This window comes from Spirillospora sp. CA-142024, from assembly GCF_050942325.1.
Classification (GTDB): domain Bacteria; phylum Actinomycetota; class Actinomycetes; order Streptosporangiales; family Streptosporangiaceae; genus Spirillospora.
Window position 1 is genome coordinate 4,096,079 of record NZ_CP192077.1, and the last position, 21,155, is coordinate 4,117,233.

Consider the following 21,155-nt stretch of genomic DNA (forward strand, 5'->3'; position numbering starts at 1 on the left):
TGACCCGGTGGTGGCCCCCGCACGCCACCGGGACGCGCCAAGGGCCCTCGGGCTCGTTCACAAGGCCGTCTCCGGCACGCTCCCATGCTCCCGGTACCGCATCCTGGGCGCATCCGGGAAAACCCCACTGCCGGACGGTGATTTCCCGGTACGAGATGGAAAGGATCGCGGTGAGGCCCGTCCCCTCGTGGCCGCCACTGTGGCTCGGCGCGCGGGTCCGCCGCGCCCTGGCGGCGGGCACGGCGGCCGCCGCGGCGGCGCTCGCGTGCGGCTGGCCGCACTGGCGAGGGCATCCCGCCGAGGCCGCGGTCACCCTCGCGTGCTGCGGCGGGTTCGCCGTCGCGGGCGGCCTGTTCGCGGCCGGACGGCTCGGACGGCGGACCGGTGCGGCGTTCGTCGTCGCCGCCGGGGCCTGGGCGGTCACGTGGTCGGCGGCCTGGAACACCGGCGCGGCACCGCTGGTGTCGGTGTTCGCCCAGTCGGTGTTCTTCCTCGCGATCGGCGTCGGGGTGCTGCTGTATCCGGGCGCACGCCTGGAGGGCGCCGTCGCCCGGCTGTGGACCGCCGCCGCCGTCATGATCATGGTCGGCGGGCAGGTGCTGCTGTGCGCCTTCTCCCGGCCCCGCTGGAACGGATTCGCCGGCACGGTGGCCTGGCCGGCGGTGCGTCCGGACCGCGAGCTGTTCGAAAGCGTCCAGCGGGGGCTGGCGGCCGCGATGGCGGCGCTGGCCGGCGCCCTGGTCGTCATCCTGGTGGCGCGGCTGCCGCGGACCGGCCGGCTGGACCGCGCGCTCATGGTCCCCGTCGCGCTCACCGTCACGGTCGGCGTCACCGGCGCCCTCGCCGTGCAGGGCACGCTGTTCGGCACCGCCGTCGACCTGGACGACGTGCTGGACGTCTACCTCGCCCAGGGCATCTTCGCAACGGTGCTGCCGCTGGTGTTCCTCGGCACCGCGCTGCGCGCCCGGTTCGCCGAGCTGACCGTCGCGGAGCGGATGCAGCGGCTGCTCACCGACCCCGTCTCCGTGGCGAAGGTCCGCGACGCGCTGCGGGCCGTGCTGCGCGACGGCACCCTCGACCTGTGGCTGTGGGCCGACGGCGGCTACGTCGATGTGGCCGGCCGCCGGACGCCCGGCGCGCCCGGCGGCGAGCCGGGGCGGTGGCGGCACGAGGTCCGGACGTCCGGCGGTGAGCCCCTCGCCACCGTCGACGTCGCCGTCGCGCTCCGCGACCACGAGCCGCTCGTCGAGGCGGCGCTGATCGCGGGCGGCCGCGCGCTGGAGACCGTCCGGCTGCAGGCCGCCGCGCAGGCCGCCCTGGAACGGGCCCGCGACGCGCAGGAGCGCCTGGTCCGGGTGCAGGCGGCGGAGCGCGAACGGCTGGCCGCCGACCTGAAGCGCAGCGCCCAGCAGCGGCTCCGCGCGCTGGAGGAGATGCTCGCGCTCCTGGAGGACGCGGCGGCCGACCCGCGTGCCCGGGAGCAGGCCCGGACCTGTCGCCGCGAGCTCGCCGAGGCGGTCGCCGAACTGGACGACCTGGCCCGCGGCGTGCATCCGGCGATCCTCGCGGACGCGGGCCTCGCCCCGGCGATGGAACTGGTCGCCGCCCGCGCCGGGGTGCCCGTCCGGCTCGACCTGCCCGCCGCCCGCTTCCCGCCCGAGATCGAGTCGACCCTCTACTTCGCGCTCTGCGAGGCCCTCACCAACGCCGTCAAGCACGCGCAGGCGGGGTCGATCGAGCTGACCGTCCGTCCCGGCCCGGACGGGATCGTCGCCGAGGTCCGCGACGACGGCGTCGGCGGCGCCGGCCCGGTTCCGCGCGGCGGCCTGGCAGGCCTCACCGACCGGGTGCGCGCCCTCCGCGGCCACGTCGCCATCGAGAGCCCGCCCGGCGAAGGCACCCGGATCCTGATCACACTTCCCGCCGGTGAAGGCGCCTGAGCAGGGCGGTCGGGGTGTGGCGGCGGCGGTCGACGCGCGGGCGGCCCGGGCAGGTTTAGGCTGGGCAGATGCACGACGATGCCGATCTCCATGCGGACGTGGCCGGGCAGGCCGTGGCGGCGGCGCTCGACGTGGCCCGCGCGCACTTCGGCCGGACGCTGGACGTCGAGGTCAAGGGGCCGCGCGGCGACGTCGTGACGCAGGTCGACCGGGAGGCGGAGCGGCTGATCGTCGCCAGCCTCCACGAGCGCTTCCCCACCCACACGATCGAGGCCGAGGAGTCGGGCACCCTCTTCGCCGGGTCCGATCACGTGTGGCTCGTCGACCCGCTGGACGGAACCAACAACTACGCCTACGGCCTGCCCGTCTACGGCGCGGCCGTGACCCTGTGCCGTCGGGGCGAGCCGATCGTGGCGGCCATCGGGGAGGCGCACACCGGGGACGTCGCCTGCGCGGTGGCGGGCCGGGGCGTGAGGGTCAACGGCCGCCCGTTCGAACGGACGAGCCCGCTCCCGGCCGCATTGCCCGCCACCGCTCTCTGGGTCGGCTACCACACCCAGGGGGACGAGCGGCTCGATGCCCTCACCTCGCTGCTGCACGCCCGGAGCCGGCGGCTCTTCTCGACGTGGGCGCCGACGATCGACGTCTTCCTCTACCTGCGCGGCGGGCTCGACGCGCTCACCGTCTACCAGTGCACGGGCACCGAGCTGCTGGGCTCGCTGCTGCTTCTCCGGGAGGCCGGGGCCGAGATCCGCGGAGCGGACGGCGAACTCGTGCGGCGGCTCGCCGACCTCCCCGAGCTCAGCTTCGTGGGATCTCCGGCGGTGACGCTTCCTCTGGTCGGCGCTCTGTCTCCGGCAGCGACGCCCTGAGCTCCTCGCGAAGCAGCACCCGCTGCCGGTCGCACTCCGGACCGAGCTCCGGATCGGGGTCGGCGGTCAGCGACTCGAGCTCCCGCAGGGCCCGCTCCTCCCGGTCGATCAGGTAACGGCGCCGGTCGGGATTGCCCAGGAGAGCGCGCACCGTGTAGAGGTCCATGACCCTGATGCGGCGGTACGCCGGGGACTTCACATGCCGGATGGTGGCCCGGAAGAAGCGCCCGCATTCGGGGTGGTTGTCGTCCAGCCACAGCCCGTCGCCGAACGCCTGGTCGCCGTAGTAGATGCGGTTGTAGCCCATGTGGAACGACTCGGCCTCGTGGTCGGTCTCCATCCGCTTGACGAACTCGTCGAGGAGTTCGTGCCGGTCGTGGTGGAGGGCGTCCGCCACGGCGACCGCGCGCTGCAGGAAGGGGTGTTCGGGGAACAGCTCGCCCGACCGCAGCAGCTCCATCGTCCGTGAGCCCGCGACGATCGGCAGGAGGTTGGCCGCCTGCTGAGCCGCCATCAGGTAACCGGTGCCCGCGTCGATGTCGACCCGGTTGAGGATCGCGAGGAACGTCGCCTCGGTGGCGGCGCGTTCGTCGGGAGAGGACGAGACGGCGAGCAGCAGCTCCCGGACGAAGTCGATGACCTCGTCGGGAAGCGGATGCAGCAGCAGCTCCGTCCGGTCGGCGCGGTGCTCCGCGCGGCGTTCGTCGAGGCACCGGACGACGTGGCGCGCCACGCAGAACTCGAAGAACGACTTGTGGACGAAACGGTAGCGCCGCCGGTCGTTGGAGATGATCAGGAACGACCGGTGCACGAGCTCGCGGCAGATCTCGTCGACGGTCGCGTCCACGAGGATGCTGGATTCGAGCCAGCGCCCGGCGATCCGGCGCAGCTCGTCGGCCTCGACGAGCAGGTCCTTCAGCTCGAAGTGCCCCCACCCGCGTCCCGAGGCCAGCGACTTGGAGAAGATCTCCCAGGCCACGCACTCGATGAGCTCGCCCTTCTGCCACCAGGTGAGCTTCGAGGGTTCCTTGGCCTGCTCCCGCTGCAGCCACTTGTCGACGTATCGGCTGTAGACGGCCGAGGTCTCTCCGCCGTGGCCGGCCGACAGGAGGCTCTCGGCATCGTGATCCTGCAGGACCAGGTCGAGGAGCACCTCGGCCGTCATCCGCAGGATGAGCGGCCTGGCGACGGCCTCCCGCAGGGACGGGTTCCCGCCGATGATCCGGATCAGCTCGCCGGCGAGCTCCGGATGGCCCCGGGCGGTGGCGTACCACCGGAGGAAGGCCGCGCCCTGCTCCTCGAACCGCAGGGGCAGCAGCCGCCCGGCGCTCGTGAACCCGGACATGAGCTCGGTCGCGTCGACGTAGATGCTGTAGAACGCCGTCCGCGACGTCAGCATGGACGGGACCCGGAAGAGGCCGAAGAGGCTCTCCGGGACGATGCTGGTGAGCAGGTGCGGGGAGCGCATCACCGGAGCCTCGTCGAGGCCGTCGCACACCAGGACGATCCGGCCGTCGTCCAGGAGCCTGGCGAGTTTGCCCGCGTCGGGAAGGGTGACCTCGGCGGCGAGCTGGTCCTTGAGCCAGAGCGCCTGTTCCTCGGCCCGGGTCAGCCCCGTGTCCGGCGGGTCCGCCTGCGGTTTCATGGCGTTGAGGTGCAGGAAGAGGGGGCAGCGCGCCTTTCGGGGGGACGCGGCGAACTCGTCGGCCAGCCGGGCGAAGACGAGGGCGGCGATGAGGGATTTGCCCGATCCGGGCTCGCCCATCAGCATCACCTTGTCCCCGCTTCGGAGAATGTCGGTGACGACATCGACGATCGGCCTGCCGTCCCGCAGTGCCCCCGATCCGGAAAAGGACGGGTCCACGAATCCGAAACCGGTGCGCAGCCGTTCCTCGTGCGTATCGAGTGGCGTGCTTCCGTCGACCGGAAGCCGCGCGGCGAGTGCCTCGACCTCGGCGCGGTGGTAGGCGCTGAGCCTGCGGCGCTCCAGGATTCCGAACCGGCGGCGGAACGTCAGGAACCGGACGCCGACGGCGGCGAGGAGAAGGGCGGCGCCGGCGGCCGCCGGCCAGTGGGACGCGAGAAAGGCGAAAAAGAGGACGGCGACGGCGGGGACGGCGGCCAGGGTGCCGAGTCGCTCGATCCAGTCCAGCAGTTCCCGGGCGGCTTTCACCTGCGGTATCCCGGACCCCTGCCGTGAAGAGCGCCTGACCGGACGACTCATGAAGTGCTGACCCCCTGCCCGCAAGGGCGAGGCGATCGCCCGGCCGACCTTCGATACCGTTTCCGGCGCCGGTTCATAGTTGAGCACACTTCCGTTCCCGGCACACATCCGCAAACTGAGGATTTGTGCACGCCGACCTGTCCGGCCCCGTACCGGATTCCGGTTTCCGGAGCGTCCGGCGCGGTCAGGAGGGGGTGCCGCGGATGATCGGGACGAGGTAGCGGCGGGCGAAGTCGCGGGCGCCCGCGTCGTCGAGCGGGATGTGGCCGTCCGGGGTGAGGACGAGCGAGTGGGTGAGGCGGACGAGGATCTCGGCGACCAGCTCCGGGTCGACGTCCGCGGGGGCGGCGCCGAGCCGCTGCGCGGTGCGCAGCCGTCGGGCGAGGTAGCCGCGCGCGGCGGCGAGCAGCGGCCCGGCCTTGACCGTGGAGTGCGGGAGGAACAGTTCGGGCTCGACGACCATGAGGCGGGTCATCAGCCGCTGCTCGCGGCTGATCCGCAGGGTGACCGCGAACCCTTCCACGAGGCGTTCCTCCAGGGTGGGGAACGCCTGGACCGCCTCGTCCAGCTCGGCGAAGAACCGCCGCGCCTCCCGCAGCAGCACGCCCGTGACGAGGTCGCCCTTGGTGGGGAACCGCCGGTAGATCGTGGCGCGGCCGAGGCCGGACTCGCGCGCGACGTCGTCCATGGTGGTGCGGCGCGGCCCGTAGGTCTCGAAGGAGCGCAGGGCGGCGTCCAGGATCCGGTCGGTCTGCGGCTCGCTCTCCGGGGCTCCGGTGAGCAGGTTCCGCAGGAGTTCGTCGTCGCTCGTCATCGTGCGGCCGACTCTAGCCGCCGCGCTCTCCGGGCCGCCTCCCGCCGGCCGCGCGGCCCTGGGGGACGGGGGCCGTCCGGTCGCGGGCGCGCGCGGGTCAGCGCGGGGTCAGCGCGTCGATGGCCTGGTCGGCGGTCGGGTGGGCGATGAGATGGCGGTCCAGGCCGCTGCGCTCGATGATCGCGTGGAACCGGCGCCGGGGGCGGGCGAGGACGAACTCGCCGCCGCGCCGGTGCGCGGCCTTCCAGAGGACGACCAGGGCGTTCAGTCCCGAGGAGTCGCAGAAGCTCACCTCGCCGACGTCCAGGACGACGAGCGGCGGCCCGGTGAGATCCCGCATGTCGGCGAGGACGCGCTCGCGCAGCATGTCGGCCGTGAGGATCGTGAACTCCCCCTCCGCCTCCACGAGCAGGCAGGCCCCGCGGAGTCCGCTGCGGACCCGCAGCTGATCGGGCGGAGCCGCGTCCGACGGTTCGCCGGCTCCGAGGGACATGCCGATCACCTCCCGTTGTCGCAGGCACCCGGCGTACCCGCGAAAGAGGAGGTCATGCGCCCTGCCGCCGGGCGGGTCCGCAGCGGGGGAGGACCACCGCGCCTGCGGGAGGGCGGGTGACGATCAGCTCACCTGGACGTACTCGATGGCCGCGTCCGCCAGCGACCGCGCGGTCGCCTCGTACCGGTCGCGCAACTCCAGCAGCACGTGCTGCCCGCGGACCGCCGGCCAGCCCTCCGGCAGGTGCTCGACGGGCAGCCGCGGGTCGGCCCGGACCAGCTGCAGCCACTCGGTGGTCATCCACAGGTAGCGGGCGAGGTCGTCGGGTGCGTGGGGGAGCGGGTCGGGGCGGTCCCAGCGGTCGAGGAACGCCCGGTAGCCGCTCGCGAGGCCGTCGAGGTCGAACGCCTCGCGGAGCATGTGCGGGACGTCGGTCGGCTCCTCGGCCGGGCCGGCGAACACCTTCAGATGCCCGTTCAGGCCGAGGCCCGACACGATCGGCCGGACGTCCACCCGGGACGGCGCGATCCACGTGCCGTTGCCGAGCGACCCGAACCCGGCCCAGGTGAGGCGGGCCCGCAGGTCGTGCCGGACGCGCTGCCACGACTCGGGCATGGAGAACGCCAGCACGGTCCAGTTGCCGTCCCAGTCGGTGTTGAGGACGCCGCGCCGCCAGACGCGCTCCTCACCGTCGTGCAGGATCTCCTCGGAGCGCGGGGTGAGGCCGAAGTGCATGCGCCGGCCCTCGCGGTGCCGTTCCAGCAGGCCCCTGCCGACCATGCGCGTCAGGGTCGAGCGGACGGCGTGCTCGCCGACGCCGAGCCCGGCGAAGGTGTCGATGAAGCTGCCGGAGAAGACGGCGATACCGCGTCCGAGCACGTAGTTGCCGAGGTAGGTCAGCATCAGCGACTGCGGCCGCAGCCTCGGGGACTGCCCGCCCGCGGGCATCGGCCCGGCCTCGATCTGTGCACTCACCATTCGGCTCCCGTCATCCCGCCAGCGTAACGACGGCGCGATGCGCCCGGACCGCCGTCCCGATGATGTTGGGCAGATCATTGACTGCCGTGAAGAATACGCCTAACTTCGGGGCACGCCCACCCCGGGAGGTCCCCAGTGCGCACACTCGTCCCCCTTCTGGCCGCCTCGGTGCTGGCCACCACCGGGCTCACCGCCGCGTGCGGCGACTCCGGCGGATCGGGCGGCTCCGCCCTCAAGATCGGCTTCATCGAGTCGCTGACCGGCAACTACGCGCCGCTCGGCGGCGAGGCGAAGAAGACCGTGGAGCTGGCCGTCGACCAGATCAACACCGCCGGCGGCATCGGCGGCCGCAAGATCAAGCTCATCACCCTCGACGACAAGACCGCCCCCGACCAGGGGGTGCTGCATTTCAACAAGCTCAAATCGGAGAAGGTCACCGCGATCATCGGGTCGACGTTCTCCAACGTCGGCCTCGCGGTGGAGCCGCTCGCCGAACGCGAGCGGATCCCCTACATCTCCCTGGCCCCGGCCGACGAGCAGGTCAACCCGATCCGCAAGTACACCTTCGTCGTCCCGGCCGTCTCGTCCACCTACGCGCAGGCGATGCTCGGCTACTTCAAGGCGCACGACATCACCAAGGTCGCCGTCGCCTACGACACCAAGAGCGCCTACGCCAAGGCCGGCTTCGGGGGCATGCAGAAGTACGCCGGCCAGTACGGGGTGCAGATCGTCAAGGCGGAGACCTACGAGACGACGGCGTCGGACTTCAGCCCGCTGTTCACCCACGTCCGCGACTCCGGCGCCCAGGCGCTCGTCGCCTGGGCGAGCGGCGCCCCCGGCGTGACGCTCGCCAAGCAGTACCCGTCGTCCGGGCTGAAGCTGCCGCTCTACATGACCGCCTCGCAGGCCAGCAAGCTGTGGCTCGACCCGGTCGGGAAGTCGGCCGAGGGCGTGTACGTCCAGTCCGCCATCGGTGTCGTCGGCGACTACCTGCCGGACGGGAAGCTCAAGCAGGCGATCCAGGAGATGTCCGGGCCGTTCGAGCAGAAGTACGGATACCAGCCGCCGCAGTTCGCCATGGACGGCTACTCGGGCGTCAAGCTCCTCGCCGCCGCGATCGAGAAGGGCGGCACCGACCGGGAGAAGATCCGGGACGCGCTGGAGAGCCTCACCCTCGTCACCCCGTGCGGCAAGTACACCTACACGAAGAACGACCACTCCGGCCTCCGGCCCAGCGACATCTCCATGAACCAGGTCAAGGACGGCAAGCTCGTCCCCACCGACTGGTCGGTCAAGCAGCTCGCCGAGACCGCGAAGGCCGCCGGATGACGACGCTGCTGGAGATCGGCTCCGTCGGGCGCGCGTTCGGCGGCGTGTACGCCGTCCGCGACGTCGCCATGACGGTGGCCGAGGGCGAGACCCGCGCCGTGATCGGCCCGAACGGCGCGGGCAAGTCCACCCTGTTCAACCTGATCAGCGGCCACCTCGTGCCGGACCACGGGACGCTGCGGTACGGGACGGGCGACGGACCCCGCCGGATCGACCGGCTGCCGCCGCACGCGCGGGCCCGGCTCGGCATCGCGATCGTCTTCCAGGGCGCCCGGCTCTTCCACGGGATGACCGCGCTGGAGAACGTCATGGTCGGCGCGCACGCCCGCACCCGGCACGGCTTCCTGGCCGCGACGCTGCGGCTCCCGTCCCACCGCCGCGAGGAGGCCGGGATCAGGGCGGACGCGCTGGCCGCGCTCGACCGGGTCGGCCTGCGCGACTGGGCGCACCGCTCGGCGGACGTCCTGCCGCTCGGCCAGCAGCGGTCGCTGCAGGTGGCGCGGGCTCTGTGCGCGCGCCCCCGGCTCCTGCTGCTGGACGAGCCGGCGTCCGGGCTGCGCGCCGGCGAGCGGGAGGCCCTCGCGCAACTGGTCGAGAGCCTGCGCGCCGAAGGCCTGACGATCATGCTCGTCGAGCACGACGTGGCGTTCGTCGCCCGCCTTGCCGACCGGGTCAGCGTCCTGGACCTCGGCAACCTCATCGCCGAGGGCACCCCGGACGAGATCCGCGAAGACCCCGCCGTCATCGCCGCCTACCTCGGGAAGGAAGCCGCATGACCGACCGCAGCGAGCGCAGCGAGCGGAGGGAGGGCATGCGGCAGCCCTTGCCGGGGGGTGTGGGGGGTCGCCCCCCACAGGGGGACGGCATGACCTCCCTGATCGAGGTGGACGGGCTCGTCGTCCGGTACGGGACGGCGACCGCGCTCGACCATGTCGGGCTGACCGTGCGGGCCGGGGAGCTGGTGGCGCTCATCGGCCCGAACGGGGCGGGCAAGACCTCGCTCGTCAACGCGATCGCCGGCGTGCTGCGCCCGGCGGCGGGACGGGTGGACGTGCGCGGAAGGGTGTCGCTCGTTCCCGAGGGGCGCCAGATGTTCGACGACCTGACCGTCGAGGACAACCTCGCCCTCGGCGCCTGGCGCCGCCGCCGCGCGAAGGGGGCGCGCGACACCGGGCGCGTGTACGAGGTGCTGCCGCAGCTCGCCGACCTGCGAAGGCGGCGGGCCGGGTCGCTGTCGGGCGGGCAGCAGCAGATGGTCGCTTTCGGTCGCGCGCTGATGGCCGAGCCCGACGTCGTCGTCGTGGACGAGCTGTCGCTCGGCCTCGCGCCGCTCGTCACCGCCGACCTCGCCGAGCACCTGCGGGCGCTGAACGCCGAGCGCGGCCTCGCCGTCCTGCTGATCGAGCAGAACGCCCGGCTGGCGCTCGACCTGTGCGGGCGCGGCTACGTGCTGGAGGCGGGCCGCATCCGGGCCGAGGGCACCGCCGCCGAGCTCGCGGCGGGCCCCGACGTGGCGGACGCCTACCTGGGCGGACGCACCGACACGGAGGCGGGGACATGAGCGCCTTCCTGCAGTACCTCATCTCGGGGATCGCCGCGGGCTGCGGCTTCGCGCTGCTGGCCAGCGGCCTCGTCACGATCCACCGGGTGACCCGCGTGGTGAACTTCGCGCAGGGCATGTTCGCCGTCGTCGGCGGGATGACGGCGGGCTCGATGCTGTCGGCCGGGCTGCCGCACGGCGCGGCGGAGGCCGCCGCCGTGATCGTGGCGGGCGCGACCGGCCTCGCGACCGGGATCGTCGCGACCGGGCGGCGGGGGACATCCCCGCAGTCGGCGCTGATCGTCACGCTCGGGCTCGGCTTCCTGGCGTATGCGGCGGAGATCATGATCTGGGGGGACAACCCGCGCTCGTTCACGGGGCTCGGCGGCGCCGTGACGCTGTTCGGCGCGCACGTGCAGAAGCAGTCGTTCCTCGTCATCGCCGTGACCGCGGCCGTGTTCGCGCTGCTCGCGGTGTTCTTCGGACGCACCTACGCGGGCAAGGCGCTCAGCGCCTGCGCGTCCAACCCCTACGCGGCGCGGGCCATGGGCATCGACCCGCTGAGGATGGGCCTGGTCGCGTTCGCGCTCGGCGGGATGCTCGGCGGCCTCGCCGGGGTGCTGCTCACCCCGCTGCAGCCCATCTCCTACAACAGCGACGTCCTGCTCATCACCAACGGGTTCGCGGCGGCCGTGCTCGGCGGCCTGAACCGCCCGGCCGTCGCCCTCGCCGGGGCGCTGACGCTCGGTGTCGCCGAGGCGATGGTCGCGGGCTACGGCGAGGCGTCCTACCAGACCGTCGTCGCGCTGGCGCTGATGCTGGCGATCATGATGGTGCGGGCCTCGCGGAGGACCGCGCTGCAGGAGGAGGCCGCCCGATGAGCGTGTCCGTCCGCAAGAACCGGCCGGTGACCGGGGCCGCCGGACCGGCGTCCCGGCGGCGGCCCGCCTTCGGGACGGCCGTCGCCGCGGCCGTCGCCGTCGTGGCCCTGCTCGTCCCGCTGCTGCTGCCCGAGACCCAGGTGTCGGTGTACGTGCTGCTCCTGCTGGCGGCGATCGTGGCCGTCGGCCTGTCCATGCTGATGGGATACGCCGGGCAGGTCTCGCTCGGCCAGGCGTCCTTCACCATGATCGGCGGCTACACGGCGGCGCTGACCGCGACGCACGACCTGCCGACCTGGCTCGGGCTGCTGCTCGCCCCGGTCGTCGCGGCGGCGTGCGCCGCGCTCGTCGGCGTCCCGCTGCTGCGGCTGCGCGGCCATCAGCTCGCGTTCGGCACCCTCGCCATCCAGCTCATCCTGCTGAGCCTCGTCGGACGGCAGGAGTGGACCGGCGGCGACATCGGGCTGCAGGGCGTCCCGCGCCTGCGGGTCGCCGGGTACGAGTTCGCGAGCGAGGTCTCCTACGCCTACCTGGCCCTCGGCGCCCTCGGGCTGGTCGTGCTGGTCACCCGCCACATCGTGACGTCCCGTCCAGGACGCGGGCTGCGGGCGCTCGCCACCAGCGAGGTCGCCGCCGCGTCCTCCGGTGTGCCGGTCGCCCTCTACAAGCAGGCGGTGTTCAGCCTGTCCGCAGGGTTCGCCGGGCTGGCGGGCGGCGTCTACGCCTTCTACATCGGGTACGTCGCGCCGGGCTCGTTCCCCGTCCTGCTCTCGTTCGAATACGTCGTGATGGTCGTCGTTGGGGGAGCCGGGACGATCTGGGGCGCGCTCGCCGGGGCCACCGCGATCACCCTTCTCCTCCAGCTGCTCAACGACATCGGCACGCGGGAGGGGATGCCGGCGTCCGCGCCGACCGTCCTGTCGTACGCCGTCTACGGGCTGCTCCTCATCCTGGTCGTGCTGTTCCTGCCGAGGGGGCTCGTGCCGTCCGCCGCCGCCTGGTGGGAGAGACGCTCGTCCCCGAACGGGCAGAGGGATGACAGGGGATGACGAGTGCACCCGCCCGGCGGTATTGCTGAACTGACCGTCCGAGGAGAGGACAGCCCGAATGCGCAACGAAGGACTCGGATCGTGGCCGGTGCGCCGCGCCCGCAAGACCCCGCAGGCGGCCGCCCTGGTCCACGAGGGGCGGACGCTCACCTACGCGGACCTGCCGGCCCGTGTGGCGCGCCTCGCCCACGCGCTGCGCGGCCTCGGCGTCCGGCACGGCGACCGGGTCGCCTACCTCGGACCGAACCATCCGTCCTTCCTGGAGACGCTGTTCGCGACCGGCATGCTCGGCGGGATCTTCGTCCCGCTCAACACGCGGCTTGCCGGCCCGGAGATCGCCTACCAGCTGGACGACTCGGGCACGTCGGTGCTCGTCCACGGGCCCTCGCACGCCGGGCTGGTGCACGGGATCCGCGGCGGTACCCCCGTCCGGGCGCACATCGCCCTCGACGGCGACTATGAAGAGCTGCTCGCCGGGGCGGACGACGACCCGCTCGACCTCCCGGTGACACTCGACGAGCCCTGCATGATCATGTACACGTCGGGGACGACCGGGCGGCCCAAGGGCGCGGTCCTCACGCACGGCAACATCACCTGGAACGCGATCAACGTGCTGATCGACCACGACCTGGTCGCGGGGGAGGTGGCGCTCGTGTCGGCGCCGCTGTTCCACACCGCGGGGCTCAACATGCTCACGCTGCCGGTGCTGCTCAAGGGCGGGACGTGCGTGCTGGTCGCCGCGTTCGACCCGGCGGCCACGCTGCGGCTGATCGAGGAGCGGAGGATCACGTTCATGTTCGGCGTGCCGACGATGTTCCAGCGGGTCGCGCGGGAACCCGGCTGGGCGGACGCCGACCTGTCCTCCCTACGCATCCTGACCTGCGGCGGCGCCCCGGTGCCCCCGTCGCTCATCGAGACCTACCAGAAGCGGGGACTGACGTTCCTGCAGGGATACGGGATGACCGAGGCCGCACCCGGCACGCTCTTCCTCGACGCCGAGCACGCGGTGTCCAAGGCGGGCTCGGCCGGGGTGCCGCACTTCTTCAGCGACGTCCGCGTCGTCGGCCCCGACATGGCGGACGTTCCGCCCGGCGAGACCGGCGAGGTCGTCGTCGAGGGCCCGCACGTCATGCGCGGCTACTGGGGGCGGCCCGACGAGACCGCGGCCGTGTTCAGCGACGGCTGGTTCCGCAGCGGCGACGCGGCCCGCCTCGACGAGGACGGCTACGCCTTCATCGTCGACCGCATCAAGGACGTCATCATCTCCGGGGGTGAGAACGTGTACCCGGCCGAGGTCGAGAACGCGATCCTCGACGATCCCGACGTCCTGGAGTGCGCGGTCATCGGCGTCCGGGACGACGCCTGGGGCGAGGTCGGCCGCGCCGTCGTCGTCCCGCGTCCGGGCGCGGACGTGAGCCCGGACAAGGTGCTCGCCGGCCTGTCCGGCCGGCTCGCCCGCTACAAGATCCCCAAGTCGGCCGTGCTGGCGGAGGAGATCCCCCGCAACGCCGCCGGTAAGATCCTCAAGGCGCGGCTGCGGGAGGAGTACGGCGGTCCATGACGACGCGCGACGCGGGACGCCCGACGGTCACCAGCCGCGTCCTGGACATCCTGGAGGCGTTCTCCGCCGAGCGCACCGCGCTGAACATCACGCAGATCAGCCGCCGCGCGGGCCTGCCGCTGTCCACCGCGCACCGGCTGGTCGGCGAGCTGACCTGCTGGGGCGCGCTCGAACGCGACGCCGACGGGCTCTACCGGGTCGGCCTGCGGCTCTGGGAGGTCGCCGCGCTCGCGCCCCGCGGGCCCGCGCTGCGCGAGGCGGCGATGCCGTTCCTGGAGGACCTGTACGAGGCGACGCACGAGAACGTCCACCTCGCCGTCCTGGACGGGCTGGAGGTCGTCTACATCGAGCGGATCTCCGCCCGCGACGCCGTCCACGTGTTCTCCCGCGTCGGCGGACGCTGGCCCGCTCACGCGACGGGCGTCGGCCTCGCGATGCTCGCGCACGCCGACACCGCCGTGCAGGAGCGCGCCATCGCCGGGCCGCTGCGCCGCTTCACCGGAAAGACGATCTCCTCCGGCGCCGACCTGCGCCGTGTCCTCGCCGAGGTGCGCCGCACCGGGGTGGCGATCAGCGACGGCCAGGTGGAGACGTTCGCCCTGTCGGTCGGCGCCCCCGTGTACGGGGCGGACGACACCGTCGTCGCCGCCGTCGCGATCGTCGTCCCCGCCGACGGCTGGGAGGCGCGGGCGCTCGTTCCCGTCGTCCGCGCCAGCGCCCGCGGCATCTCCCGGGCCCTCGGCGCGCCGCGCGCCCTGCGTTCCCCGGAGACCGCGATGCACGGCCGCTGACGGGCGTTCTTCCGTTGGACGGAAGCGGTGTGGCCCGGCTCACCGTCCCGCCGGGAGGGTCGTCGTGACCCCATCGTCTCCGCTCATCGTCGACCAGGAGGAGCGCCGTCATGGTCTTCGCACGCAACCAGTGGTACGTGGCCGCCTACAGCCAGGAGGTCGGCGACGATCTGCTCGCCCGCACCATCTGCGGCGAGCCCCTCGTCATGTACCGGACGCGGGCGGGTGAGGCCGTCGCGCTCGCGGACCGCTGCGTGCACCGCCGCTTCCCCCTCTCCGAGAGCAGCCGCGACGGCGACCGGATCGTCTGCGGCTACCACGGCTTCACCTATGCGCCCGACGGCGTGTGCGTCGCGGTGCCGGGCCAGACCCGCATTCCCCGCACCGCCCGCGTCCCGGCCTTCCAGGTCGTCGAGCAGGACTCGTTCGTCTGGGTGTGGATCGGGGACGGCGAGGGCGAGGCGTCCGCGATCCCGCGCGCGACGTGGTTCGACTCGCCGGAGTACACGACCGTCCGCGGGATGGAGCCGCTCGCCGCCCGGTACGAGCTGCTCGTCGACAACCTCCTCGACCTGTCCCACGAGACGTACCTGCACGCCGGCTACATCGGGACGCCCGAGGTGGCGCAGACCCCGATCAACACGGAGGTCGACGAGGAGGCCGGCATCGTCTTCGTGAGCCGGCGCATGAAGGACGTGGAATGCCCGCCCTTCTACTCCGAGTCCACCGGCATCGAGGGCCGCATCGACCGCTGGCAGGACATCGAGTACCACCCGCCGTGCCTCTACCTCCTGCACAGCCGCATCGCGCCCACCGGCGTGGAGCCCGGCCCGGACGGCGACGACTCGAAGGCGTTCCACGTCGAGGTCGGCTACGCCATCACCCCTGAGACCGAGAACAGCACGCACGACTTCTGGCTCGTCGCCCGCGACTTCGCCCAGGACGACGAGAAGGTCTCGGCGTTCATGGCCGACAACAACCGCACGGTCGTCCTCCAGGACGTGGAGGCGCTGAACGTCCTGGAGAAGGTCATCGCGTCCGAGCCGGAGGGCTACCAGGAGCTCTCCATCAACATCGACACCGGCGGCCTGGCCGCCCGCCGCATCCTGCAGCGGCAGGCGGCCCGATGAGCTCGGGCCGCCTGCGCGTGGAGTGGTCGCCCGGCTCGGACCGTCTCACCGGCATCTGCCACTGCGGTGCCCAGCACACCGCGGAGGACCCGATCGAGATCTGGGCCTGGCTCCTCGCCCACCCCGACCACCCGGCCGGCTGACGGGATCAGGTGACGTCGCGGCGCCGGAAGGCGATCAGGCCGGCCGCCGTCACGGCGGCCGCCACCGCGGTGAGCGCGACGAGCGGGAGCGGGTCGGCGTCACCGCCGGGGAGCTTCGGCGTGTGGGTGAACGGGGAGATGTCCATGACGGCCTGCGGGAGCTTCAGCAGGGGCCCGACCTGGCCGAGGAGCAGGCAGACGGCCAGGACCCCCCAGCCGGCGGACGACGCGCGGGGGAGCGCGCCGAACAGCAGCACGGTGACGGCGGCGATCACCCACACCGAGGGGAGCTGGGCGAGCGCGGCACCGAGTTCGCGCGGGAGCTGGCCTGCCAGGTCGTGGGAGCGGGCCCCGTGCACGAGCCCGACGCCGAGGCCGGTCAGGGCCAGCAGGACCACCGTGCCCGCGGCGGTGACGGCCAGGTTGGCGACGGCCCAGCGGGTACGGCCCACGGTGGTCGCGAGGACGGGTTCGAGGCGCCCGCTGCTCTCCTCGCCGCGCAGCCGCAGGACGCTCTGCACCGCGTAGGTGGCGGTGAAGAGGGCCATGAGGCCCATGGCGGTGGCGAGGAAGGCGTCCGCGATGTCCTGCTGGCCGCCGCCCATCTTGCGGATGTCGTCCAGGACGGCGTCGCTGCCGTTCACCAGGTCGTCGACTCCGTCCACGACGCCGCCGAGCGCCATCCCGTACAGCAGGAACCCCGCCGACCAGGTGAAGAGCGTGCCGCGCTGGAGCCGCCATGAGAGGGCGAGCGGACCGCGCAGGGACGGCGGCGCGTTGACCGGGCCGAGGGACGGGGCCAGGATCCCGGCGCCGAGGTCGCGGCGTTCCGTCAGCGCGTAGGCGGCGCCGGCCAGCAGCACGAAGGCGGCGAAGGGGAGCAGGAGGACCGCCCACTGCTCGTCCGCGCAGGGCCGGACCCGCTGGGCCCAGCCGATCGGCGACAGCCACGACAGCCAGTGCGCCGACGAGCCGGCGTCGGCCACGGCGCGCAGCATGAACGCCGCCGCGAGGATGCCCAGGGCCAGGCCGTTGGCGAGGCGCGAACTCTCCGCGAGCTGGGCCGTGAGCGCGGCGACTCCCGCGAACACCAGCCCCGCGCCGAACCAGGAGAGGCCGAACGCGATCGACCCGGCCACGGGAAGACCGAAGACGATCATGACCAGCGCGGCGACGGCCCCCAGCGTGCCGGCGGCCGTCACGGCGGTCAGCAGCGCGGCGGTCAGCGGCGCGCGGCGCCCGACGGACGCGGCCCCCACGAGTTCCAGCCGGCCGGTCTCCTCCTCGGCGCGCGTGTGCCGGACGACGAGCAGGACGCACATGACGGCGACCATCGCGGTGCCGGTCGCGCCGAGGCGCCACGCGCTGACCCCGCCGACGTCCTGGTAGTTCAGGACGGGCCCGTACAGCGCCCGCATGGACGGGTTGTCATTGATCCCGCGGGCGAAGCTCTGGAGGGCGGACGCCGTGTCGTACTCGTGCTTGAAGCTGTAGACGGTGCTGGAGACCAGCGCGGTCAGCCCGTAGATCCAGGCGGGCATCATGACGCGGTCTCGGCGCAGCCAGATCTTCAGCAGCATGCCGGTGCCGGTCAGCCCGCCGTCCCGCCCCGAAGCGAGCGCGGGGGCGTTCACGGTGGTGGTGGTCATGACACCGGCTCCTTGGCGAGGTCGTCCTCGTAGTGGCGCAGGAACAGCTCTTCGAGCGTGGGCGGACGGCTCGTCAGAGTCCGGATGCCGATCTGGGTGAGCTGCCTGAGCGCGGCGTCCAGTTCGGTGGTCTCGACCTCGAACGTGATGGCGTTGCCGTCGATGCGGACGTCGTGCGCCCCCGGCAGCGGGACGCCGTCCGGCGGCGCGGCGAGCTCGGCGTGGATGGACGTGCGGGTCAGGTGGCGCAGATCCGCGAGCGTGCCGGTCTCGACCGTCCGGCCCTTGCGGATGATGGTCACGCGGTCGCAGAGCGCCTCGACCTCGCTGAGGATGTGGCTCGACAACAGCACGGTGCGCCCGCCCCGCTTCTCCTCCTGCACGCACTCCTGGAAGATCTCTTCCATGAGCGGGTCGAGACCGGACGTGGGCTCGTCCAGGATGAGTAGTTCCGCGTCCGATGCGAACGCCGCGACGAGGGCGACCTTCTGCCGGTTCCCCTTGGAGTAGGCGCGGCCCTTCTTCTTCGGGTCGAGTTCGAAACGGTCCAGCAGCTCGGCCCGGCGGTCCTGGTCGAGCCCGCCGCGCAGGCGCCCGAGCAGGTCGATGACCTCGCCGCCGGACAGGTTCGGCCACAGGGTGACGTCGCCCGGCACGTAGGCGATGCGGCGGTGCAGGGCGGTGGCGTCCCGCCAGGGGTCGCCGCCGAGCAGGCTCGCGGTGCCGGAGTCGGCGCGCATCAGCCCCAGCAGGACGCGGATCGTCGTGGACTTCCCGGCGCCGTTCGGGCCGAGGAACCCGTGCACCTCGCCCGGCGCCACCCGCAGGTCGAGGCCGTCGAGCGCGCGCGTCCGGCCGAACGTCTTGACCAGGCCGTCGGCCTGGACCACATCAGTCATTCTCGTCTCCCTTGGAGAGGGTCGCCTCGTATTCGTCCATCGCCGCGTGCACGTCCGCGACGATCTCCTCGCTCAGCAGCCGGTCACCGAAGACCTCCAGGACCGCGCGACGCAGCCGCAGCGAGCCCTCGGGGGTGAAGGTGTCGGCGTCCAGCACGCGGGACAGGTGCTCGTGCAGCACCTCCATCCCCACGGTCATCGCGACCAGCGCGGCCGCGTAGGCGTGCGGGTCGCGGGTGGTGGGCGGATTGAAGCCGGGTGGCAGGTCCGTGAAGTACTGCTCGGTGGTGACCACCAGGTCGTCGAACATCCGCGCCGCGGCCATGGACCCGTCGACGAGCGCACGGGCCAGATAGCGGCGCAGCGGCAGGTCGGCCCGCACCGTCGCCGCCAGGAACCCCGGGTCGTGCATGCCGCCGGCGGCGCTCGCGGAGCTGAGCTCGCGGATCCTGTCGAGCGCGTAGGCGTCGCACGCCTCGCGCAGCGACTCCTTCGAGCCGAAGTGGTGCTGGACGAGTCCCACCGAGACCCCCGCGGCCTCGGCGATCGCGCGGAACGTCGCGCCCTTCATGCCGTGCTCGGCGAACTGCTCCATCGCCGCGTCCCGGATCCGGGCACGTGCCGTCAGATCCTCCTGTGCCGGGCCTCTGCCCCGGCCGGGTGCCGTCATCGGCCCACTCCAATACAGACGTTCAGCTTCCAATATGCATGTATACCATACGTCTGTATTGTTGGCGCGCATGGGCGGGTGAGGTGACCTTGAGGGGGGAGTTAGCTTAGGCTAGCCTTATCTGGTGCTGTCCCCCGTGCGAAGGCGCCCGCCGAAGGCTCCGGAGCGGCCAGGGCGATCGCGCGGTGCCCGCGTCCGGTGGCCGGCCGTTCTCGTGGCCCTTCTCCTGCTGACGATCGTGGCGAGCCTCGCCATCGGCGCCGAGCACGTCCCGTTCAGGGCCGTGCTGCCCGGTGTGCTCTCCCCGGACGGCGGGTCGCGCGACGAGCTGATCGTCCATGAGCTGCGGCTGCCGCGCACACTCCTCGGCGTCGCCGTCGGAATGGCGCTCGGACTGGCGGGGTCCGTGATGCAGGCCCTCACCCGGAACCCGCTCGCCGAGCCGGGACTGCTCGGCGTGAACGGCGGCGCGGCGCTCGCGGTCGTTGTCGTCATCGGCACGTTCCGGGTGGACGAGGTGCTGGTCTACGTCTGGGCGGCGTTCGCCGGCGCGGCGGGGGCGGCGGCGCTCGTCTACCTGATCGGTGCGCGCGGGCGCGGCGGCGCCTCCCCGGCGCGGCTGGTGCTCGCGGGGGCCGCGGTCAACGCCGCCTTCAGCGCGATGACGGCCGGCGTCATGCTGTTCACCCCGCACAACTTCAGCGGCTTCCGGTTCTGGCAGGTCGGCTCGCTCGGCGGGCGGGACATGGCGGTCCTCCTCCGCGTCCTGCCGTTCGTCGCGGCGGGAACGGTCCTCGCGCTGCTGCTCGCCCGTCCGCTGAACGCGCTCGGCCTGGGCGACGACGCCGGCCGGGCCCTCGGCTCGAGTCCCGGGCGGACGCGGGCGCTCGGCGCGCTCGCGGTGGTCCTGCTGTGCGGGGCCGCGACGGCCGCGGCCGGGCCGATCACGTTCCTCGGGCTGGCCGTGCCCTTCATCGTCCGGGCGGTGGTGGGGCCGGACCAGCGGATCGTCCTGCCCTGCTCGCTGCTGCTCGCGCCGGTGTTGCTGCTCGGCGCGGACATCGCCGGGCGCGTCATCGCGCCCGGCGAGCTGGAGACCGGCATCGTCACCGCGTTCCTCGGGGCGCCGCTGTTCGCGGTGATGGTCCGGCGGGGGAGGACGCGCGAGCTGTGAGAGTCATCCGTGCGGGCGGGGTGTCGCTGCGATGGGAACCGCGGGCGGCGGCGGTGTGCGGGGTGCTGGCGGCGGTCGCGGCCTGCGCCGCCGTCCTCGTCGTCGGCTCGGGGGAGTTCCCGATCTCGCCGCCGGACGTGGTGCGCGTCCTCGTCGGCCGGAGCGACCGGGCCACCGAGTTCATCGTCACGACGCTCCGGCTGCCGCGCGCGGTCACCGGGCTGCTCGCCGGCCTCGCGCTCGGGCTCAGCGGCGCGATCTTCCAGAGCATCTCCCGCAACCCGCTCGGCAGCCCCGACCTGATCGGCTTCACCACCGGCTCGGCGACGGGCGCGCTGCTGCAGATCCTCGTGTTCGGAGGCGGTGCGGTCGCCATCACGGTCAGCTCGGTGGCGGGCGCGGTGCTGACCGCGCTGGCCGTCTACCTGGTCGCCTACCGGCGGGGCGGCGGTGTGCACGGCGTCCGGCTCGTGCTGATCGGCGTCGCGGCCGCGGCGATGCTGGAGGCGCTCAACTCCTATCTGATCACCCGCGCGGAGCTGCGCGAGGCGTACGAGGCCGCGTTCTGGCTGACCGGCAGCCTGAACGGGCGGGACTGGGACCAGGCCGTGCCGCTCGCCCTCGCCCTGGCCGTGCTCGTCCCGGCGACGCTGGTCCTGGCCCGTCCGCTCGGGATGGGGGAGCTGGGGGACGACGCCGCGCAGGCGCTCGGCGTGCCCGTCCAGCGGACCCGGGCGCTGCTGACGGTCGCGGGGGTCGGGCTCGTCGCGGCGGCGACCGCGGCGGCGGGGCCCGTCCCGTTCGTCGCGCTGGCCGCCCCGCAGCTCGCGCGGCGGCTGACCCGGCGTCCGGGCGCGCAGTTGCTGCCCGCAGCGCTGACCGGCGCCGCGCTGCTGGCCGGCGGCGATCTGCTCTCGCTGCACCTCCCGGTCGCGGTGCCGGTCGGTGTCGTCACCGGTGTCCTGGGCGGTGTTTACCTGGCGTGGCTGCTGTCCACGACGGGACGGCGTTGACGATC

General features: G+C 73.1%; 20 protein-coding genes. 13 read left to right on the top strand and 7 right to left on the bottom strand.

Translation table 11 applies throughout. The features are described from left to right. Positions 1–170: 170 nt before the first annotated feature. Together ACQPZP_RS19780 and ACQPZP_RS19785 are read left to right on the top strand one after the other, a co-directional pair. Positions 171–1,940 (top strand): sensor histidine kinase, encoded by a 1,770-nt coding sequence (locus ACQPZP_RS19780; RefSeq protein WP_433479069.1) that lies wholly within the window; start codon positions 171–173, stop codon positions 1,938–1,940. Positions 1,941–2,008: 68 nt separating this feature from the next. After that, entirely contained in the window at positions 2,009–2,812 is an 804-nt protein-coding gene (locus ACQPZP_RS19785; protein WP_433479070.1) for an inositol monophosphatase family protein, read from the top strand. On the opposite strand, the gene ACQPZP_RS19790 is transcribed toward ACQPZP_RS19785, so the two are convergent. From ACQPZP_RS19790 to ACQPZP_RS19805, 4 genes are all read right to left on the bottom strand, one after another. Further along, on the bottom strand, positions 2,742–4,985 hold the full coding sequence (locus ACQPZP_RS19790) for an NACHT domain-containing protein (protein WP_433479071.1): 2,244 nt from the start codon (positions 4,983–4,985) through the stop codon (positions 2,742–2,744). The genes ACQPZP_RS19785 and ACQPZP_RS19790 overlap by 71 nt on opposite strands. Positions 4,986–5,220: 235 nt before the next feature. Further along, a complete protein-coding gene (locus tag ACQPZP_RS19795) occupies positions 5,221–5,850 on the bottom strand; it encodes a TetR/AcrR family transcriptional regulator (protein ID WP_433469284.1) in 630 nt (209 codons plus the stop codon). Positions 5,851–5,947: 97 nt separating this feature from the next. After that, complete coding sequence (locus ACQPZP_RS19800) at positions 5,948–6,343, bottom strand: STAS domain-containing protein (protein WP_433479072.1); 396 nt, start codon at positions 6,341–6,343, stop codon at positions 5,948–5,950. Between the two features lie 123 nt (positions 6,344–6,466). Beyond that, positions 6,467–7,321 (bottom strand): PaaX family transcriptional regulator, encoded by an 855-nt coding sequence (locus ACQPZP_RS19805; protein WP_433479073.1) that lies wholly within the window; start codon positions 7,319–7,321, stop codon positions 6,467–6,469. A gap of 135 nt (positions 7,322–7,456) precedes the next feature. On the opposite strand from ACQPZP_RS19805, the gene ACQPZP_RS19810 reads away from it, so the two are divergent. From ACQPZP_RS19810 to ACQPZP_RS19850, 9 genes are all read left to right on the top strand, one after another. Beyond that, positions 7,457–8,650: an ABC transporter substrate-binding protein gene (locus ACQPZP_RS19810; protein WP_433479074.1), complete on the top strand. Its 1,194-nt coding sequence runs from the start codon at positions 7,457–7,459 to the stop codon at positions 8,648–8,650. Beyond that, a complete protein-coding gene (locus tag ACQPZP_RS19815; RefSeq protein ID WP_433479075.1) occupies positions 8,647–9,426 on the top strand; it encodes an ABC transporter ATP-binding protein in 780 nt (259 codons plus the stop codon). Before ACQPZP_RS19810 ends, ACQPZP_RS19815 begins: the two co-directional genes overlap by 4 nt. 89 nt (positions 9,427–9,515) lie before the next feature. Further along, positions 9,516–10,211: an ABC transporter ATP-binding protein gene (locus tag ACQPZP_RS19820; RefSeq protein WP_433479076.1), complete on the top strand. Its 696-nt coding sequence runs from the start codon at positions 9,516–9,518 to the stop codon at positions 10,209–10,211. Next, the gene (locus ACQPZP_RS19825) at positions 10,208–11,071 is read left to right on the top strand and encodes a branched-chain amino acid ABC transporter permease (RefSeq protein ID WP_433479077.1); all 864 of its coding nucleotides are present in this window, start codon (positions 10,208–10,210) and stop codon (positions 11,069–11,071) included. Before ACQPZP_RS19820 ends, ACQPZP_RS19825 begins: the two co-directional genes overlap by 4 nt. After that, entirely contained in the window at positions 11,068–12,120 is a 1,053-nt protein-coding gene (locus ACQPZP_RS19830) for a branched-chain amino acid ABC transporter permease (protein ID WP_433479078.1), read from the top strand. Before ACQPZP_RS19825 ends, ACQPZP_RS19830 begins: the two co-directional genes overlap by 4 nt. Before the next feature lie 58 nt (positions 12,121–12,178). Then, positions 12,179–13,681 (top strand): acyl-CoA synthetase, encoded by a 1,503-nt coding sequence (locus ACQPZP_RS19835; protein ID WP_433479079.1) that lies wholly within the window; start codon positions 12,179–12,181, stop codon positions 13,679–13,681. Next, entirely contained in the window at positions 13,678–14,472 is a 795-nt protein-coding gene (locus tag ACQPZP_RS19840) for an IclR family transcriptional regulator (RefSeq protein ID WP_433479080.1), read from the top strand. Before ACQPZP_RS19835 ends, ACQPZP_RS19840 begins: the two co-directional genes overlap by 4 nt. Before the next feature lie 110 nt (positions 14,473–14,582). Further along, positions 14,583–15,602: a Rieske 2Fe-2S domain-containing protein gene (locus ACQPZP_RS19845; RefSeq protein ID WP_433479081.1), complete on the top strand. Its 1,020-nt coding sequence runs from the start codon at positions 14,583–14,585 to the stop codon at positions 15,600–15,602. After that, the gene (locus tag ACQPZP_RS19850; protein WP_433469295.1) at positions 15,599–15,745 is read left to right on the top strand and encodes a hypothetical protein; all 147 of its coding nucleotides are present in this window, start codon (positions 15,599–15,601) and stop codon (positions 15,743–15,745) included. Before ACQPZP_RS19845 ends, ACQPZP_RS19850 begins: the two co-directional genes overlap by 4 nt. Before the next feature lie 5 nt (positions 15,746–15,750). On the opposite strand, the gene ACQPZP_RS19855 is transcribed toward ACQPZP_RS19850, so the two are convergent. The 3 genes from ACQPZP_RS19855 to ACQPZP_RS19865 are packed head-to-tail and all read right to left on the bottom strand — an operon-like array spanning position 15,751 to position 18,963. Continuing rightward, positions 15,751–17,394 (bottom strand): ABC transporter permease, encoded by a 1,644-nt coding sequence (locus tag ACQPZP_RS19855; protein WP_433479082.1) that lies wholly within the window; start codon positions 17,392–17,394, stop codon positions 15,751–15,753. Beyond that, a complete protein-coding gene (locus ACQPZP_RS19860; protein ID WP_433479083.1) occupies positions 17,391–18,293 on the bottom strand; it encodes an ABC transporter ATP-binding protein in 903 nt (300 codons plus the stop codon). Before ACQPZP_RS19860 ends, ACQPZP_RS19855 begins: the two co-directional genes overlap by 4 nt. Then, the gene (locus tag ACQPZP_RS19865) at positions 18,286–18,963 is read right to left on the bottom strand and encodes a TetR/AcrR family transcriptional regulator (protein WP_433479084.1); all 678 of its coding nucleotides are present in this window, start codon (positions 18,961–18,963) and stop codon (positions 18,286–18,288) included. Before ACQPZP_RS19865 ends, ACQPZP_RS19860 begins: the two co-directional genes overlap by 8 nt. A 214-nt stretch (positions 18,964–19,177) precedes the next feature. On the opposite strand from ACQPZP_RS19865, the gene ACQPZP_RS19870 reads away from it, so the two are divergent. Together ACQPZP_RS19870 and ACQPZP_RS19875 are read left to right on the top strand one after the other, a co-directional pair. After that, positions 19,178–20,137: a FecCD family ABC transporter permease gene (locus ACQPZP_RS19870; RefSeq protein ID WP_433479085.1), complete on the top strand. Its 960-nt coding sequence runs from the start codon at positions 19,178–19,180 to the stop codon at positions 20,135–20,137. Then, on the top strand, positions 20,134–21,150 hold the full coding sequence (locus ACQPZP_RS19875) for a FecCD family ABC transporter permease (protein ID WP_433479086.1): 1,017 nt from the start codon (positions 20,134–20,136) through the stop codon (positions 21,148–21,150). The genes ACQPZP_RS19870 and ACQPZP_RS19875 overlap by 4 nt, the downstream gene beginning before the upstream one ends. Positions 21,151–21,155: the final 5 nt, after the last annotated feature.